The sequence below is a fragment of the Stackebrandtia albiflava genome, assembly GCF_007994225.1.
Taxonomy (GTDB): domain Bacteria; phylum Actinomycetota; class Actinomycetes; order Mycobacteriales; family Micromonosporaceae; genus Stackebrandtia; species Stackebrandtia albiflava.
Genome location: NZ_VLLL01000005.1, coordinates 1,327,732 through 1,345,751, shown reverse-complemented (window position 1 = coordinate 1,345,751; position 18,020 = coordinate 1,327,732). Strand labels below are relative to the sequence as shown.

The 18,020-nt window shown below is 68.5% G+C and carries 15 protein-coding genes and 1 tRNA gene; 5 read left to right on the top strand and 11 right to left on the bottom strand.

Annotated features, from left to right (window positions below):
- The first annotated feature begins 10 nt into the window (after positions 1-10).
- Together LX16_RS07015 and LX16_RS07010 are read left to right on the top strand one after the other, a co-directional pair.
- Complete coding sequence (locus LX16_RS07015) at positions 11-1,429, top strand: hypothetical protein (RefSeq protein WP_147134839.1); 1,419 nt, start codon at positions 11-13, stop codon at positions 1,427-1,429.
- Positions 1,430-1,528: 99 nt separating this feature from the next.
- A complete protein-coding gene (locus LX16_RS07010) occupies positions 1,529-2,284 on the top strand; it encodes a class I SAM-dependent methyltransferase (RefSeq protein WP_147134836.1) in 756 nt (251 codons plus the stop codon).
- Here the strand turns inward: LX16_RS07010 and coaE are convergent.
- The 5 genes from coaE to polA all read right to left on the bottom strand — a co-directional run bounded on the left by coaE (position 2,274) and on the right by polA (position 9,822).
- Entirely contained in the window at positions 2,274-3,473 is a 1,200-nt protein-coding gene (gene coaE, locus LX16_RS07005) for a dephospho-CoA kinase (protein ID WP_147134833.1), read from the bottom strand. The two genes, LX16_RS07010 and coaE, sit on opposite strands and share 11 nt — an antisense overlap.
- 33 nt (positions 3,474-3,506) lie before the next feature.
- Positions 3,507-4,448 carry an acyl-ACP desaturase gene (locus tag LX16_RS07000; protein ID WP_211354322.1) on the bottom strand — a complete coding sequence of 314 codons (942 nt, stop codon included), beginning with the start codon at positions 4,446-4,448 and terminating at the stop codon, positions 3,507-3,509.
- A gap of 130 nt (positions 4,449-4,578) precedes the next feature.
- Entirely contained in the window at positions 4,579-5,310 is a 732-nt protein-coding gene (locus tag LX16_RS06995; protein WP_147134830.1) for a lysophospholipid acyltransferase family protein, read from the bottom strand.
- 99 nt (positions 5,311-5,409) lie between these two features.
- Positions 5,410-6,915 carry a 30S ribosomal protein S1 gene (rpsA, locus tag LX16_RS06990; RefSeq protein WP_147134827.1) on the bottom strand — a complete coding sequence of 502 codons (1,506 nt, stop codon included), beginning with the start codon at positions 6,913-6,915 and terminating at the stop codon, positions 5,410-5,412.
- A 213-nt stretch (positions 6,916-7,128) separates the two neighbouring features.
- Positions 7,129-9,822, bottom strand: coding sequence for a DNA polymerase I (gene polA, locus LX16_RS06985; RefSeq protein WP_147134825.1), 2,694 nt, complete (start codon positions 9,820-9,822; stop codon positions 7,129-7,131).
- A gap of 194 nt (positions 9,823-10,016) precedes the next feature.
- On the opposite strand from polA, the gene LX16_RS06980 reads away from it, so the two are divergent.
- Positions 10,017-11,267, top strand: coding sequence for an ABC transporter substrate-binding protein (locus tag LX16_RS06980; RefSeq protein WP_147134822.1), 1,251 nt, complete (start codon positions 10,017-10,019; stop codon positions 11,265-11,267).
- Between the two features lie 316 nt (positions 11,268-11,583).
- Here LX16_RS06980 and LX16_RS06975 read toward each other — a convergent pair whose 3' ends face one another.
- From LX16_RS06975 to LX16_RS06955, 5 genes are all read right to left on the bottom strand, one after another.
- The gene (locus LX16_RS06975) at positions 11,584-12,417 is read right to left on the bottom strand and encodes an ABC transporter ATP-binding protein (RefSeq protein WP_147134819.1); all 834 of its coding nucleotides are present in this window, start codon (positions 12,415-12,417) and stop codon (positions 11,584-11,586) included.
- The gene (locus tag LX16_RS06970; protein WP_147134816.1) at positions 12,417-13,307 is read right to left on the bottom strand and encodes an ABC transporter ATP-binding protein; all 891 of its coding nucleotides are present in this window, start codon (positions 13,305-13,307) and stop codon (positions 12,417-12,419) included. Before LX16_RS06970 ends, LX16_RS06975 begins: the two co-directional genes overlap by 1 nt.
- Complete coding sequence (locus tag LX16_RS06965; protein WP_147134813.1) at positions 13,297-14,301, bottom strand: branched-chain amino acid ABC transporter permease; 1,005 nt, start codon at positions 14,299-14,301, stop codon at positions 13,297-13,299. Before LX16_RS06965 ends, LX16_RS06970 begins: the two co-directional genes overlap by 11 nt.
- Positions 14,302-14,316: 15 nt before the next feature.
- Positions 14,317-15,699, bottom strand: coding sequence for a branched-chain amino acid ABC transporter permease (locus tag LX16_RS06960; protein ID WP_211354321.1), 1,383 nt, complete (start codon positions 15,697-15,699; stop codon positions 14,317-14,319).
- A gap of 159 nt (positions 15,700-15,858) precedes the next feature.
- Positions 15,859-16,479, bottom strand: coding sequence for an ANTAR domain-containing response regulator (locus LX16_RS06955; RefSeq protein WP_147134810.1), 621 nt, complete (start codon positions 16,477-16,479; stop codon positions 15,859-15,861).
- A gap of 317 nt (positions 16,480-16,796) precedes the next feature.
- Here LX16_RS06955 and LX16_RS06950 point away from each other — a divergent pair.
- A tRNA-Leu gene (locus tag LX16_RS06950) sits at positions 16,797-16,871 on the top strand.
- Positions 16,872-16,925: 54 nt separating this feature from the next.
- Complete coding sequence (locus tag LX16_RS06945) at positions 16,926-17,693, top strand: RNA polymerase sigma factor sigma-70 region 4 domain-containing protein (RefSeq protein ID WP_147134807.1); 768 nt, start codon at positions 16,926-16,928, stop codon at positions 17,691-17,693.
- A gap of 10 nt (positions 17,694-17,703) precedes the next feature.
- Here LX16_RS06945 and LX16_RS06940 read toward each other — a convergent pair whose 3' ends face one another.
- On the bottom strand, positions 17,704-17,916 hold the full coding sequence (locus LX16_RS06940; protein ID WP_147134804.1) for an alpha/beta fold hydrolase: 213 nt from the start codon (positions 17,914-17,916) through the stop codon (positions 17,704-17,706).
- Between the last annotated feature and the right edge of the window lie 104 nt (positions 17,917-18,020).

The following is an 18,020-nucleotide window of genomic DNA, read 5'->3' as shown; positions in this document are numbered from 1 at the left end:
GCACCGGGCCGTGGTCTGGCTGGTCTGCGCCGGCATGATCGGCGCGGTGGGATGGGCCGCCACGAGCTGTCTGCGAGACCCGGTCGAACAGGCCCGGCGACTCACCGAGGCCGAGGCCACCCGTCTCGCGGAAGTCCGCACGACGAATCAGGAGGCCGGCCCCGTCGCGATGCGGCTCGCGCTGCCCGACTCGCTCGGCGGCGGGGGCCTGGAGGGGCACATCGACTGGCGCCGCCACCTCGTCCACGCCGGCGCCGACATCGAGGGATCCGACGCGACGCTGGTCCAGGCGGTCCCCGGGCTCATCGCCAGCCACACCGGCGACGCCGATCCCGAGTCCGGGGAGGTTCCCGACCGGGGCTGGACGGTGCGTCGCATGGCCGCCGCCGAGGACCCCGCCTCGGTGCCGCCCGCCCAGGCCGCGACCGACATCGTGCTGTCCGCGTTGATGGCACTGGGTTCCCCGCAACCCGCCGACTCCGGGTACCTGCGCGAGAAGGGCGTGTGGCTGCGCGAGGCCGCCGTGGACGGCGCCACGGTGGACGTGGTGCGGGCACCGTTCCTGCTACAACCGGACGTCCCCACCGGCGACGCCGACGCCGCCTCCGAGACCGCGGCCGTCCCGGAGGCGGTGTTCTGGGTCGATCGGGAGTCCAGACTGCGCCGGGTCCAGATCGACCCGGGCGGTCACGGGCTCGCCACGGTCGACTTCCTGCTCGCCCGGTCGGACACGCCGGAGATCACCCCGGTGGACGTGCTGGGCGGCGCCACCGGCGACCCCCGGGAACTCACCGACGAGGAGGTGGCGAGGCTGGCGGGGCTGCGGGCGGCCAACAGCGGCAGGACGGCCGAGGTCTCACTCGAGCTGCCGGTGTCGGACGACCGGGTCATCCGCGCCGAGGGCTACCTGGACTGGCGCGCGTCACTGGTGTACCTGGCCGTCGACGCGCCCGGCGAGGAGAACGACGGCCTCCTGTTCGTGCTCCCGACCGGCGCGGCGACCCTACGGCAGCCGGTGAACGGTCTCCCGCCGTCGCCGCCGCCCACGGAGGGATGGACGGCGCAACGCTGGGACGACCGGATCGAGTCCGGTGAGGCGGGCGATCTCGACACCCTCATGTACAAGCTGCTGGTCATGGGCAGCGCCCAGAACGGACCGGTCGAGGAGGTCCCCGACTCCGCACGGTGGCTGCGTGAGGACACCCGTGGCGGAACGACCGTGGACGTGTACGAGTTCCCCCTCGCCGGCGACCCCGAGACCGAACCCGGGGCCGCCCCGTACCGGTACTGGGTCGGCCGGGACGACGGCCTGCTGCACCGGATCGAACTGCGTACGACCGGCCTGGGCATGGCCCACCTCGACCTGACGTCGAAGGAGGTCGCGCCGGTGACGATTCCGTACGGCATCGTCACCGCCCTGTCGAGCTGACCGGTCCGGACGCGACGTCGCGCCCGCCTGCCGAGGTACCGCGCCACGCGCGTCCGGAATCGGCTGGCGCCGGGGCCGGACGGGTGCCAGGATCGTGGCATGTCCCGCCGATTCGCCGACCTGATCGAGGAGGCCGCCACCGTCCCCGTCGACGGCTGGGACTTCGGATGGCTGGCCGGCCGCGCCACCGAGCGCCGCCCGTCCTGGGGTTACGCCCGCGCCATGGCGGCGCGCATGGCCCTGGCGGACACCGCCGCCGACATCGACACCGGCGGTGGCGAGGTCCTCGCCGAGGCCGAACGACTACCCCGGCGCGTCGTGGCTACGGAGTCGTGGCGGCCCAATCTCACGTTGGCGCAGGCCCGGCTGGGGCCGCGCGGCGTTCACGTGGTCGCCGCCGAGGCCGACCGGCTGCCGTTGACCTCCGCCCGATTCGACCTGGTGGTGAGCAGGCACCCGGTCCAGGCGAGGTGGCCGGAGATCGCCCGGATCCTGACGCCCGGCGGCCGGTACTTCTCACAGGAGGTCGGGCCGGCCAGCGTCTTCGAACTGTCGGAGTACTTCCTGGGACCGCAGCCGGAGGAGGTACGCAACGCCAGGCACCCGGACGCGGCGAGGGAGGCCGCGCGGGCGGCCGGCCTGCGGGTGGTCGATCTGCGGTCCGAACGGTTGCGCATGGAGTTCTTCGACATCGGGGCGGTCGTCTACTTCCTCCGTAAGGTCGTCTGGATCGTCCCCGGGTTCAGTGTCGAACGGTTCGCCCCCGAGCTGGAGGCGCTGCACCGGCAGATCGAGGCCGACGGGTGCTTCGTGGCGCACTCGTCGCGGTTCCTCATCGAGGCCGTCAAGCCGTGAGGCCGTCGCCGGGACGCCAACCGGTGTCGGCGACCCAGCGCTCCACCCCGTCCCACATCCGCTCGAACCACGGTTCCTTGCGGCGCGCGTAATCCGAGGTGGTGTCGGTGTCGCCGGCGAGCCGTCGTTTGAGGGCCGCGTAGTCGGCGGCGACGGCGGGGTCGGCGCGCAGCCGGTCGCGGATCGCCAGGGCGACGTACCAGTTGGCGGCACCGTGGCGGCGGACGTGCAGATGGCACAGGTTGCCCGGGTCGGTACCGGCGTGGAACCGCTTGTGCCATTCGCCGGGCTCGGGCGCGAACGCCTTGGGGTTGTCGTGCCGGGACTCCACGGCCGGGAAGCCGGCGTCGCCGAGCCGGTCGGCGAAACCGTCGGCGACGTCCAGGTCGGACACCGCTATCTGGACGTCGATGACGTCCTTCGCGGGAAGTCCCGGGACCGACGTGGACCCGATGTGATCGATGGCGACCGCCGCGTCGCCCAGGACGTATCGCAGCCGATCGGCCAACCGGCGGAACCGGTCCGGCCATCGCGGGTCGTAGTCCACTATCGACGCCGGTCCGGGACGTCGCGCCGGCGTCCGGTTGCGTTTGTTGTCGGCGAACGGGACCAGGCGGTCGTGCCACAGGGCGTCCACCGCCCGATGCACCTGCGCCAGGTCACCGGAGTTGTCGATGAGCACGTCGGCGATCGCCCGCCTCCGGTCGTCTCCCGCCTGCGCGGCCATGCGGGCGGTGGCGGCGTCGCGGTCCATGCCCCGGGCCGCGAGCCGGTCGAGGCGCTGTCGTTCGGGCGTCTCGACGACGACGACGAGGTCGAACGTCGGCGCGGTACCGATCTCGGTGAGCAGGGGTATGTCGTTGACGACGATCGCCTCGTCCCCGGCCTCGGCGGCCAGCGCGGCGGCGCGGCGGCGCACCAGCGGATGGACGATTCCCTCCAGCCGTCGCCGTGCCCCGTCGTCGCCGAACACCAGCGCGGCCAGTGCCGCCCGGTCGAGCTCGCCCCGGTCGTCCAGCACGGCGTCACCGAAGGTGTCGACGACGGCCGCCAACCCCTCGGTGCCCCCCGCGACGACCTCTCTGGCGAGCCGGTCGGAGTCGACGAGGGTCGCACCGTGACTCACCAACCGGTCGGCCACCGTGCTCTTGCCCGACCCGATACCGCCCGTCAATCCCACGCTCAACACGACGTAGATTCTGTCACCGGCGATACCGGCCGGTCAGGCGGCGGCCCTCGCGGTGAGCTTGTCGCGGGCGGCGTCACGACGTTCGACGAACCGGGCCGCCTTGCGGTCGAGGTCGTCGAGGAACACCGCCAGCTCCTCGCGGGCCGCCTCACCGTCGCCCGACAGTCCGGTGCGTTCCATCGCCTTCACCTGTCGAAGCACCGGTATCAGCACCTCGTCGTGGTGGATGCGCAAGTCGTAGATCCCCGCCATCGCGATCTGCACCGACTTGCGGTTGAAGTTCTCGATGCCGTTGCCGGGCATCTGGAAGGTCGTGGCGACGCGGCAGATCGCGCGCATCGTGACATCCGGTGCCAGCTCGAAGGCGGCCGCGAGCAGGTTGCGGTAGAACAGCATGTGCAGGTTCTCGTCGGCGGCGACCTTCGCCAGCAGCTGGTCGCACACCGGATCACCGCTGATCCGGCCGGTGTTGCGATGCGACACCCGGGTCGCCAGCTCCTGGAACGACACGTACGCGAGCGACTCGATGACGCCGTCGTTGCTGCTGTCGTATCCGGTGGACATGTGCACCATGCGCGCCCGTTCCAACGCCACCGGGTCCACGGCGCGGGTGGTCAGCAGGTAGTCGCGGATCGCGATCCCGTGCCGGCCCTCCTCGGCGGTCCAGCGGTGCACCCAGGTGCCCCACGCGCCGTCCCTGCCGAACAACGTCGCGATCTCGTGGTGGTAGCTGGGGAGGTTGTCCTCGGTGAGGAGGTTGACGATGAGGGACGTCCTCGCGACGTCCGGGATCGCCGACTGGTCGGGGCTCCACTCGACGCCCTCCAGCGGACCGTCGAAGTCACGGCCGAGGCTCCAGGGGACGAACTCGTGGGGGAACCACTCCTTGGCGGTCGCCAGGTGCCGGTTGAGGTTCACCTCCACCACCGGTTCCAGCTCCCGCAACAGGGCCATCGTGTCTATGGGTTCCCGCATGTCCGCCTCCGGCGCGTCGTGTCTGCCGAGGCGATCGCTCCCTGTTCGGACTGCGCACGCTCATCGGCCCGGCTACCTACGATACCGTAACCTACGGGACCGTAGCTAACCGGGCGGGCGGCGGGTCGCGTCAGTCCGAGTCGTCCGCGGCGGGCTCGGCCGGCGGCTCCGGAGCGGTGCCCCCCAGGTGCGCCGGCTGCCACCACGCTTCCGACTGCGACGCCGGCGAATCCGGGTACTCGCGCTGCGCCTCGTCCAGAAGCCGCTGCATGTCCTCCCGCAACCGGACCGTCAGCGCCGCCTGATCGTCCCGCCGACCCGGGAACGTCGGCTTCCCCACCCGGATCGACACCGGCAGCCGCCGCTGCCACAGACGCCGCGGCCGCCCCTTCGTCCACAGGCGCTGCGTGCCCCAGAGCGCCACCGGGATCAACGGGACACCCGCCGCCTGCGCGAGACGGACCGCGCCGCTCTTGATGGGTTTGACCGTGAACGACCGGCTGATCGTGGCCTCGGGGAACATCCCCACCACCTCGCCCGCCTTCAGCGCCCCCAACGCGGCCCGGAACGACCCCATCCCCGCGTCCCGATCCACCGGGATGTGGTGCATGCCCCGCATCAGCGGTCCGCCGATCGCGTGGTCGAAGATCTGCTTCTTGGCCATGAACCGCACCAGCCGCCGCGACGGCCGTGCCGCCAGTCCGCAGAAGATGAAGTCCAGGTAACTCACGTGGTTGCTGGCCAGGATCGCCCCGCCCTCGGTGGGAATGTGCTCGGCGCCCGTGACCGAGATACGCATGTCCAGCGCCTTGAACGACGCCAACGCCAATCCGATGACCGGTGGGTACACAAGCTCCGACATTCCGCAACGGTACGCCGCGCGGCCGTGGGGCCCTCACGCGGCACGGAAAAGCGGCCGCCCCAGACGGGACGGCCGCTTTCAGACAACGCGGAACGGGGGTCAGCCCTTGGCGAGCTTGTCCCGGAGAGCCGCCAGCGCCTCGTCGGTCGCCAGGGTGCCCGAGGGACCCTGGTCGGCCTGCGCCTGCTGAGGCTGCTTCTTCTTCTCACCCGGTGCCTTGCGCTCCGGAGCACCCTCGCCGGCGTCCGCCGGGGGCTCCCCGATGACACGCTCGGCGATCTGACGGCCGTGCTCCTCCCAGCGGGCGCGGGCGTCGGCGTACTGCCGCTCCCACTCCTCGCGAGCCGCGTCGTAGCCTTCCAGCCACTCCCCGGTCTCGGAGTCGAAGCCCTCCGGGTAGATGTAGTTGCCCTGGTCGTCGTACTGGGCGGCCATGCCGTAGAGCGTCGGGTCGAACGCCTCTTCGTTCTCCACGTACGCCTCGTTGGCCTGCTTCAGCGACAGGGAGATACGGCGACGGTCCAGGTCGATGTCGATGACCTTGACCATGACGTCGCTGCCGACCTCCACGACCTGCTCGGGCACCTCGACGTGGCGCTCGGCCAGCTCCGAGATGTGCACCAGGCCCTCGATGCCGTCCTCGACCCGCACGAACGCGCCGAACGGCACCAGCTTCGTGACCTTGCCGGGCACGATCTGACCGATGGCGTGAGTCCGGGCGAACTGACGCCACGGGTCTTCCTGAGTCGCCTTGAGCGACAGCGACACGCGCTCGCGCTCCATGTCGACGTCGAGAACCTCGACCTCGACCTCCTTGCCGACCTCCACGACCTCGCCGGGGTGGTCGATGTGCTTCCAGGAGAGCTCCGACACGTGCACCAGACCGTCGACACCGCCGAGGTCGACGAAGGCGCCGAAGTTGACGATCGACGACACGACGCCCTTGCGGACCTGGCCCTTGGCGAGCTTGTTGAGGAACTCGGTGCGGACCTCCGACTGGGTCTGCTCCAGCCACGACCGGCGGGACAGGACCACGTTGTTGCGGTTCTTGTCCAGCTCGATGATCTTGGCTTCCAGTTCCCGGCCGACATAGGGCTGGAGGTCCCGGACCCGGCGCATCTCCACCAGCGAGGCGGGCAGGAACCCACGCAGGCCGATGTCGAGGATCAGACCACCCTTGACCACCTCGATGACGGAGCCGCGCACGACGCCGTCCTCTTCCTTGACCTTCTCGATCGTGCCCCAGGCGCGCTCGTACTGAGCGCGCTTCTTCGACAGGATCAGACGGCCTTCCTTGTCCTCCTTCTGAAGGACCAGGGCCTCGACGTGATCGCCGGTGGAGACGACCTCGGCCGGATCCACGTCGTGCTTGATGGACAGTTCACGTGAGGGGATGACACCCTCGGTCTTGTAGCCGATGTCGAGCAGGACCTCATCCCGGTCGACCTTGACTACGGTGCCCTCAACGATGTCACCGTCGTTGAAGTACTTGATGGTCTCGTCGATCGCGGCGAGGAGGGCTTCCTCACTGCCAAGATCGTCGACTGCGACCTTGCTGCCGCTCTCGGCGGCGGTGCTCGAGGTGGCCTCGATGCTGCTCGTCATGTGGGTTGGTGCTCCGGTAACTGGTGGTCTCTCGTGCCTGAGTGCGGGGCCGTTCACCTGAATCGCCAGGTGGTGTAGACCTGCTCCATGCCGAGGCCACCGGCTCCCACGATCGCAACCACAAGCCTACCGTGTCTCGACCTACCACACACAGTCGCACCCGATGCGACCGCGACATGATCCGGCGCACCACCTGCCGATTGACTCCGGCGGTCAGTGCGCGGCGGTGTCCCAGTCCCGGCCGAACCCCACCGACACCTCAAGCGGCACCGCCAGTTCCGCCGCGTGGGACATCCTGTCGCGCACCAGCGCCTCCACCCGGTCACGCTCGCCCGGAGCCACCTCCAACACCAGTTCGTCGTGCACCTGGAGCAGGATCCGCGACGTCAGGCCCGCCTCCCGCAACCCGGCGGCGACCCGCAGCATGGCCACCTTCATGATGTCGGCGGCACTGCCCTGGATGGGCGCGTTCAACGCCGCCCGCTCCGCCATCTCACGGCGCTGCCGGTTGTCGCTCGACAGGTCCGGCAGGTAGCGCCGCCGCCCGAACATCGTCTCGGTGTAGCCCTTGCGACGCGCCTCGTCCACGACCGACCGCAGATAGTCCCGCACCCCGCCGAACCGGTCGAAGTACTCGTCCATCAGACCACGCGCCTCCTCGGGCGTGATCGTCAACTGCTGCGACAGGCCGTACGCCGACAGGCCGTACGCCAAGCCGTACGACATGGCCTTGATCTTGCGGCGCTGCTCGGCGTCGACCGCCTCCGGCGCCACCGAGAACACCCGCGACGCCACCGTGGTGTGCAGGTCCTCACCCGAGTGGAACGCCGAGATCAGGCCCTCGTCCGCCGACAGGTGCGCCATGATCCGCATCTCGATCTGCGAGTAGTCGCAGGTCATCAACGCGTCGAACCCCTCGGTGACCACGAAGCCGCGCCGGATCTCCCGCCCCGCCCCGGTCCGCACCGGGATGTTCTGGAGGTTCGGGTCCGACGACGACAGGCGCCCGGTGGCCGCCACCGTCTGGTGGAACGTCGTGTGGATGCGGCCGTCGTCGGCCACCGCCGCCAGCAGGCCGTCGACGGTCTGCTTCAACTTCTCGACGTCCCGGTGCCGCAGGATCGCCTCCAACACCGGGTGCCCGGTCTTGGCGAACAACCCCGCCAACGCCTCCGCGTCCGTGGTGTACCCGGTCTTGGTGCGCTTGGTCTTCGGCATCCCCAGCTTCTCGAACAGGATCTCCTGCAACTGCTTGGGCGACCGGAGGTTGAACTGCTGATCCACCGCCGCGTGCGCGGCGGCCACCGCCTCCTTCGCCCGACCGGCGAACTCCGCCTCCAGGCTCGACAGGTGCGTCGTGTCGGCGCCGATCCCGGTGGTCTCCATGTCCGCCAGCACGTACAACACCGGCAACTCCATGTCGGCCAGCAGCCCCGCCACGTCGTGGCTCGCCAGCTCGCCCGCGAGCACGCCCGCCAGGTCCCTCACCGCGCCCGCCCGGCGCCCGAGCGCCGCCTCGTCCTCGCCGGCCGCGTCGATGCCCTCCAACGCCGGCTGGTCCGCCGTGGTCGAAGCCGCCGTCAGCTCACGCCCCAGGTACCGCTCCACGAGGATCTCAAGGGCGTAAGACCGCAGGTCGGGCCGGATCAGATACGCCGCCAACGCCGTGTCCATCTCGATGCCCGCGACCCGCCACGAACGACCCGCACAGGCCCACAACAGGCCCTTGGCGTCATGGACCGCCTTACGCCGCCCAGGGTCGGCCAACCACGCCAGCCACGCCGACTCGTCCCCCGGATCGAAGGCGGCCGGGTCACACCAGACCTCCTCCTCACCGTCCGACAACGCCAGGCCGGTGATGTGGCCGGAGCCCTTGGCGAACTCGCCGGCCACCGCGATCCCCACCGGCTCCGACGGGTCACGCGACTCCAGCCAGCCGGCCAGCTCACCGGTCTCCAACCGCCGGAACGTCGCCACCACCTCGGGCAGTTCCGCCACCGCCGTGAACTCGCCGACCTGCCGCTCGGACAGTTGGGAACGCAACCGGTCCTGCAGGGTCGCGAACTCCAGCACGTCGAACAGTTCCGCGGTCGCCTCGGCGTCCCATCCCTCCCACAGCAGCTCCCCCGCCGACTTGGGCAGCACGAGGTCGCACACCAGTTTGTTGAGCCGGGCGTTGCGAAGGACGTCGGACAGGTGGGCACGCAGGTTCTCGCCCGCCTTGCCCTTGATCTGGTCGGCGGCGGCGATCACGCCGTCCAGGCCGTCGTAGGTGGTGATCCACTTGGCCGCCGTCTTCGGTCCGACGCCGGGGACCCCGGGGAGGTTGTCGCTCTTCTCCCCCACCAGCGCCGCGAGGTCCCGGTAGCGGTGCGGCGGCACACCATACTTCTCCTGCACCTTCTCCGGCGTCATCCGGGACAACTCCGAGACGCCCTTGACGGGGTACAGGACCGTCACGTCGTCGTCCACCAACTGCAGGGCGTCACGGTCACCGGAGCAGATCAGCGTGTCGAAACCCGCCTCGGTCGCCTGATGCGCCAGGGTCGCCAGGATGTCGTCGGCCTCATACCCCTCCAGCGTCAGCCACGTGACGTTCATGGCGCCGAGCACCTGCTGCACCAACGGGATCTGACTGCGGAACTCGTCCGGCGTCGCGGCCCGGCCGTCCTTGTACTCCGGGTACTGCTCGGTCCGGAACGACTGACGCGACACGTCGAACGCGACCGCCACGTGCGTCGGCCGTTCGTCCCGCAACACGTTGATCAACATCGAGGTGAAGCCGTAGACGGCATTCGTGGTCTGCCCGGTCGTGGTCGAGAAGTTCTCCGCCGGCAGCGCGAAGAACGCCCGGTAGGCCATCGAATGCCCGTCGATCAACAACAGGCGGGGTCGAGTCTGCGTCACGCCACCAGACTCTAACGGCCACCCCCGACATCCCGTCCGGCACCGGTGCGGACATCATCACAAGTGCATAACTCTATGGCTCCGAAAAGGTCGGCGGCCTGGTGCGGTAACCACATTCGTACTAAGTTGTCATGCACATCACAGCCGGACTCCGGCGTCAGCTTGCTCACGCCAGACCAAGGAGACAACACATAATGTTTCGCTCACGCTACGCGCTGCGCGGTATCGCGATAGCAGGCGTCGCCACCCTCGCCCTCACCGCCTGCGGTGGCGGCGGAGATGAGACCAGCGGTGGTGACACCCCCGAAGGCGACGGCACCCTCACGGTCGGAACGATCCTCCCCCAGACCGGCACCCTCGCCTTCCTCGGCCCGCCCGAGTTCGCGGGCGTCGACCTGGCCGTCAAGGAGATCAACGAGGCCGGAGGCGTCCTGGGCAAGGACGTCGTCGTCAGCCACAAGGACTCCGGCGACACCTCCACCGACATCGCCAGCCAGTCCGCCGACGCCCTGATCAGCGAAGGCGCCGACGTCGTCATCGGCGCGGCCTCCTCCAGCGTGTCGTTCAACTTCATGGCGAAGCTCAACGACGCGCAGATCATCCAGATCTCCCCCGCCAACACCTCCCCCGACTTCACCACCGACCCCGACGCCGAGTACTACTACCGGACCGCCCCCTCGGACATCATCCAGGGACGAGTCCTCGCAGACACCATCATCGAGGACGGCTACAGCTCCGTCGCGATCCTGGCGCTGCAGGACTCCTACGGAACCGGCCTGGCAGACGAGGTCGAGAAGAACATCGTGGGCGCCGGAGGCGAGGTCGTCCTCAAGGAGGTCTACGACCCGCAGGCCGCCGAGTTCAGCGCCGAGGTCGCCGCCGCCAAGGCATCCGGCGCCGACGCCCTGGTCCTGATCACCTTCGAGGAGTTCACCACCCTCGCGCCGCAGCTCGCCGAGGGCGGCATGAGCCCCGAGGACGTCCCGTGGTACATGGTGGACGGCAACCTGTCCAACTACGGCGACCAGCTTCCCGAAGGGCTGCTGGACGGCGTCAAGGGCACCAAGCCCGGCGTGGAGTCCGGTGAGGACTTCCAGGAGGCGCTGCTGTCGGTCGACCCGGAGCTGAACGACTTCACCTACGGCCCCGAGTCCTACGACGCCACCATCATCGCCGCCCTGGCCGCCGAGGCCGCCGGTAGCGACCACCCCAACGCCATTAAGGCCGAACTGGTGGGTGTCACCAAGGAGGGCGAGAAGTGCGAGGACTTCGCCTCCTGCAAGGCGCTCCTCGACGAGGGTAAGGACATCGACTACGACGGCCGCTCCGGCCCCATCGAGTGGACCGAGGAAGGCGACATCGCCGTCGGCAGCATCGGCGTCTACCAGTACGACGCCACCAACGAGTTCAGCCTGCTGGGCTTCGAGACCGGCTCCCTGGACTGACCCGCGACACCGACCGTCGAGGCCCGGCCACCGCACCCGCGGTGGCCGGGCCTCCGTCTTCGCACCGGACGCGTGCCCCGGCCGGGCCGGTCACACATACGGAGGGACCCGGGCCGATGTCGGCCCGGGTCCCTTAAAGAGGCTGTCCTTGAACCTCGTTCGTGGCGAGCGGCGGTCCGGTCGAGTGCATTCGCAAGGCGGAGAAGGCCCTGCGTACCGGTGTTGTACGCAGGGCCTTCGACAACGCCGCGAGGCGCCGACCGGTCGTCGCGCAGTAGAACAGTAGGTTTGAAGACAGCCTCTAAGTGTGTAGGACTCAGCGCACCCGCGCCAACGTCCCCAGGTACAACTCGATGACCTTCGGGTCGTTCACCAGGTCGGTACCCGACGCCGAGTACGCGTTGCGGCCCTGATCCAACACGTAGCCGCGGTCGCAGATCTGAAGACACCGGCGGGCGTTCTGCTCCACCATCACCACCGTCACGCCGGCGGAGTTGATCCGTTTGGTCTGCGCGAAGACCTCGTCCTGCATCATCGGCGACAGGCCCGCCGACGGCTCGTCCAGCAGCAGGACCGACGGCTCCATCATCAACGCACGCGCCATCGCCACCATCTGCCGCTCACCGCCCGACAGCGAGCCCGCCCGCTGCTTACGGCGGTCGGCCAGCGTCGGGAACAACTCCGTCACGAAACCGAACCGCTCGGCGAACCGCTTGGGCCGCAGGAACGTGCCCATCTCCAGGTTCTCCTCGATGGTCAGTTGCGCGAACACGTTGTTCGTCTGGGGAACGAAGCCCACGCCACGCGGCACCAGCGCGTGCGCCTTGAAGTTGGTGATCTCCTCACCGGCCAGCGTCACCCGGCCCCTGCGCACCCGCACCATCCCGAACAGCGACTTGAGCAACGTCGACTTCCCGGCGCCGTTGGGGCCGATGATGCCCACCAACTCGCCCTCGGCCGCGTACAGGTCGGCGCCGTGCAGGATGTCCACGTCCGTCGAGTAGCCCGCGAACAACTCGTCCGCCACCAGCAACGCGCCCTGCGAACCCGCGACGTGCGCCGACCGGTCCACCACCTCGACCCCGGCGGTGTCGTCCTCCAGGTCCGCCTGCGACAGTCCCTTGTCGGGAACCGACTCATCCCGGCTCATCAGGAATCACCCTCACTCGAATCCGTCGCCACGTCGTCGTGGTGCTTTCCCAGGTAGGCGTCGATCACCTCGGGGTCGGCCATGACCGAGTCCGGGGTGCCCTCGGCGATCACCCGGCCCTGCCCCATCACCACGACCCAGTCACTGATGTCGTGGACCATGTCCATGTCGTGCTCCACGAAGAGGACGGTCATGCCCTCCTCACGCAACTCCTTGACATGGCCGAGCAGCGACTGCGTCAACGCCGGGTTCACACCCGCCATCGGCTCGTCGAGCATCACCATCGTCGGCTGCGCCATCAACGCACGTGCCATCTCCAGGAGTTTCCGCTGGCCACCCGACAGGCTTCCGGCGTACTCGTGGCACTTCGCGTCCAGTTTGAACCGCCGCAGCAGGTCCATGGCACGCGCCGTGTTCTCCTTCTCCTGGCCCGCCCACAGCGGCGGAATCAGGCCGCGCCAGAAGCTCTCGCCGGCCTGGCCCATCGCGCCCAGTCGCATGTTGTCCAGGACCGTCATCCGGGACAACGCCTTCGTGAGCTGGAACGTCCGCACCATGCCGCTACGCGCCACCTGGTGCGCCCGGCGACCCGCCAACGACCGGCCGTCGAACGACCACTCGCCCGAGTCGGGCCGGTCGAAACCGGTCAGCAGGTTGAACAACGTCGTCTTGCCGGCACCGTTGGGGCCGATCAACGCCGTGATCGCGCCCCGCTGCACCTCCAGGTGCGCCACGTCCACCGCGCGCAGGCCACCGAAGGACCGCGTCACGCCGTCTGCCACCAGAATCGCATCCGGCTTCGGCACACCGGGCTGCGCGGCCACTCCCGCCAACGGGCCCGCGGCGGTACCCGCGACGGCCCCCGAGGCGGTGGATTCCTCACCGGACATCCAGACTCAACTCCCTCTTGTCACCCAGGATTCCCTGCGGCCGATAGATGAGCAACAGCACCATGCCCAAGCCCATCAGGACGTACACCAGCGGACCCGACTTCGTCGTGGTCAGCAGCCAGGTCGGCAACACCTGCAAACCGGCCAGATCGTTGAGGGTCCCCACCAGGAAGTTGTAGAGGAACCAGAACAGCATCGCGCCCAGCAGCGGCCCGAACAGCCGCGCCGCGCCACCCAGGATCAACATGACGTAGCAGTAGAACGTCAACTCCGTGGAGAACGTGTCGGGTTGGACGTTGTCCCTCGCCAGCGCGAAGACGAAGCCGCCCAGGGCACCGAACAGGCCACCCAACACCAGCGCCTGCATCTTGTACGAGAACACGTTCTTGCCCAGGCTGCGCACCGCCTCCTCGTCCTCCCGGATGCCCTTGAGGACCCGGCCCCACGGGCTGCGCATCGCCAGGAACATCACCAGCAGGCAGAACGCCACCAGCGCCCAGCCCACCAGCATCACCCAGGCGTCCGCCCGCGTGAAACGGATGATCCCCAGGTCGAGCGACCAACCCTGCGGGAACGGATTCAACGCCACGAAGCTGTCGTTGAAGCTGCCGATCGGGCGCGTCCCGTCCGAACCACCGGTGTAGTCGCTGAAGGTCGTGGAACGTCCCAGCCTTCGGATGATCTCCGCCGCCGCGATCGTCACGATCGCCAGATAGTCGGCGCGCAACCGCAGTGTCGGCACACCCAGAAGCAACGCCAGCACGACGGCGCCCGCGAGACCGATCAGGAGACTCAACCAGAACGACAGGCCCAGGTAGGCCACCGAGATCGCCAGACCGTACGCGGCGACCGCCGCGAAACCGGCCTGACCGAAGTTCAACAGGCCCGCGTACCCGAAGTGGATGTTCAAACCGATCGCGCAGATCGCGTAGGCCAACATCGTCGGCCCGAGGGCCTGTTGCAACGCACTGGAGAGGATCTGAAGAAAGTCCATCGCGCTACTCCACCCTTATCCGATCCGCTCACGACGACCGAGAATGCCCTGTGGCCTGAACAGCAGGACCACGATCAGCACCACGAGCGCACCGACGTACTTCAACTGCGGCTCCATCCACACGGTCGACACCTGTGTGAAGACGCCGATGATCAGGGCGCCCACGATCGCGCCGAACGCCGTGCCCAGACCACCCAGGACGACCGCGGCGAAGATCAACAACAACAACTGCATGCCCATGTCGAACTTGACACCGCGGTCCAACGCCAACGAGGCGCCCGCCAACGCCGCCAGGGCCGCACCCGCCATCCACACCCACCGGATCACCCGGTCGACGTTGATGCCCGAGGCCGCCGCCAGCGACGGGTTGTCCGCCACCGCCCGGATGGCCTTACCGACGCGGGTGTACATGAGCACCAGGCCGACGATCACCACCGCGGTGATGGCCACCGCGTCCACGATGAGTTTCTTCGGCGTCGCCTGGAACAACCCGAGGTCGATCGATGCCTGCCGCACGTAGTCGGTGTACCGCTCGGTGTTCGGCCCCATGATGAAGTTGATCAGGTAACGCAGCGCCAGCGCCACACCGATCGAGATGATCATCATCGTCACCAGGCCGGTGCCGCGCTTTCGCAGCCAGCCCCAGAAGTACCTGTCCTGCGCCCAACCGAACAGGCCGCCCAACAGCACCGCCGCCGGAATCGCCACCAACACCGGCAACCCGACACTCACGTTGATGATGTAGGTCGCCGCGCCGCCGAAGGTCACCAGCTCGCCGTGCGCGAAGTTCGTCAGGCCCATGGTCCCGAAGATCAGCGACAGGCCCACCGCCGCCAGGCCGATGATCAACCCGAAGTGCAGACCGTTGTAGATGACGTTGCCCCACTGGCCCAGCCAGCCGCTGCCACCCCCGCAGATCTCCTCACCGGTCTCCTCGTCGACGACACACTCCTCCTCCGGTGTGGTCGACTCCTCGGCCGTCTCCTCACCCTCGGGGGCGTCCCCGCCCGGCGTCGTCACGCTCGTGCCCAGCGGGAACAACGCGTTGCGCACCTGGCCCTCGTCCACTCGCAGCAGGTCCGTGGAGGTACGACCCGTACGCACCACCAGGCCGTCCGGAAGCGTCGAGGCGTCCAACTCCACCCGGTAGTCGCCGGCCTCGGGGACCAGCGCCTCCCAACTGCCGTCGTCCGCCGACTCGGCGGTGACGACCTCGTTGTCCTCGGCGTCGAAGACACGCAACGTCACACCGGGCACGGGCTCGTCGCCGGCGTCCTTGTTCTCCAACACGCCTTTGAAACCCTGCTCGCCCTCCGCCCAGGCGGCCGTGGCCCCCAGACTCAACAAGGCGAACAGTGCGCCCACCAAGGCACACAGCGATACCGCGAATCTTCGCAACGGGGCTCCTGTAGGGGTACGAACGGACAGGTTCGAGTGCAAACGTGTCCGGGATCATACCCAGGCGACGGCAGCCCCAAGACCACCGTTGCCAAGCTGTTACCAAGTCGCGGCATTGAGGCGACCCGCATCACACGGGGTGGGGCGCCGGCCGTCCGGTCAGCCGGCGGGCTCCCCCGAGGCGTCCGCGGGCTGCGACTCCTCGATGATGCGGACAGCCACGTCACGCATCGACAACCGGTGGTCCATCGCGGCACGCTGGATCCACCGGAAGGCGTCCGGCTCCGACATGCCGTACCTCGTCATGAGTAGACCCTTGGCACGGTCGACGAGCTTACGGATCTCCAACCGTTCCGAGAGGCTCTCGACCTCCCGCTCCAACGCCACCATCTCGGCGAACCGGGCGAGGGACAGCTCGATCGCCGGGACCAGGTCACTCTTCTGGAACGGCTTGACGAGGTACGCCATCGCGCCGGCGCTCTGGGCGCGGGCGATGAGATCCCGCTGGCTGAACGCGGTGAGGATGACCACGGGGGCGATCCGCGCGGCGACGATCTTCTCGGCCGCCTGCAGGCCGTCCATGATCGGCATCTGGATGTCGCAGATCACCAGGTCCGGGCGCTTCTCCTCGGCCAGCCGCACGGCGGTCTCACCGTCGCCGGCCTCGGCGACGACCTCGTAGCCCTCCTCGGTCAGCATCTCGGCGAGGTCGAGGCGGATCAGCCCCTCGTCCTCGGCGATCAACACCCGGCGGCGCGCGGTCTCGGCGTTGCCCGTCATCACCGTGGCACCTTTCTCACATGTCGGGAGGTCGTGTGCCCGACGACCGTGCACACGCGAAATGAAAGCGTAACCGGTCAGCCGGTGGCGGGTGAGGGCACGGACCACCGAACCGGTGGTGGTGCGGACGCCGCCACGGCCGGGGATATCCGGTGGCGGCGCGGCGGCCGATCCGTATCCTGAAACGGCGGAGGCTGGCGATCGACGCTCCCGGCGGCTCGCTATGATGACCGTGCTCCGACCGGCGGTCACGGCCATCCGTGACGGTGAGGCGGCAGGCGAGCGATGCGGCGGACCGCATCGACCAAATTGAATAAGCCCTGGTAGTCCAACTGGCAGTAGACAATGGTCTCAAACACCATACAGTGTGGGTTCGAATCCCACCCAGGGCACCGACAGCACCCACCTCCACCGGAATCGTCATACCCGTGACGGATGGTGACGGAATGGCGTCCCATTCTGCCCAGCGTGTCCAATGCCGCCGGTTGTCCAGTGACGGATTCACGAACCGCGAGATCGCGAAGCAGATGGGCGTGCCCTACGGCACGGTCGGATACTGGTTGCATCTGGATAGGGCGGCCGGCCTGCTCGCACCTCTGTCGCATCACACCATGCCGGAATGCCCTCGGTGCCTGTCGACACCCACGATCCCGGCGGACGCCGCGACATACTGCTACCTGCTCGGGCAGTATCTCGGCGACGGACACATCGTCGTGACCGACAGGAACACCGTGCTGCGCATCTACTGCACTTCATCCCACGTCGGGATCATCGATGAGTGTCGTTCCGCGATACTGCGAACGCTGGGACGCAGCGTCCACCTGGCGCCCAAGCGCGGTTGCACAGCCGTCTGTGCGTATCACCGCCATTGGACGTGTCTGTTCCCACAGCACGGCCCCGGCATGAAGCACACCCGCAGGATCGTGCTGGCCGACTGGCAGGAGGAGTTGGTCGCGACGCATCCCAGGCCATTCCTGCGTGGACTGATACATGCCGACGGTTGCCGCTCCGTGAATCGAGTCACCCGTGGTGAGAAGGTGTACGAGTATCCCCGGTACTTCTTCGCCAACGAGTCCTCCGACATCCTCCGGTTGTGCGGTGAAACGTTGGATCGAGTCGGGGCCGCCTGGCGGTTCAATCGACGCAATTCCATCTCGGTGGCGACACGGGAAGCGGTAGCGCTGTTGGACGAGTTCATCGGCCCGAAGAAGTGAGGCCGCGATGTCAGGGGCGGGGGTCGTGGTGGTCGATGAAGGTGAGCACCCGTGTCGCAAGCGACTCGGGGTCGTCGTATCCGAAACCGTGACCGCCGTCGGGTTCGACGTAGGTGGTCAGGTCGGGTAGCAGCCGGTCGGCCCGCGCGGCCAGGGCGTGCGAGTCGTAGAGCCGGGACCGGCCGCCCAGTAGTAGGTGGGTCGGGACGGTGATCTCCCGCAACGTGTCGTCGGCCAGGAGGTGGCCCAGGCGGTGGAGGCCGTCGACGCGTACCTGTCGCGGTTGCGACCCTCCTCTTGAGCGGACCTGGTGCGACGCGACGGCCT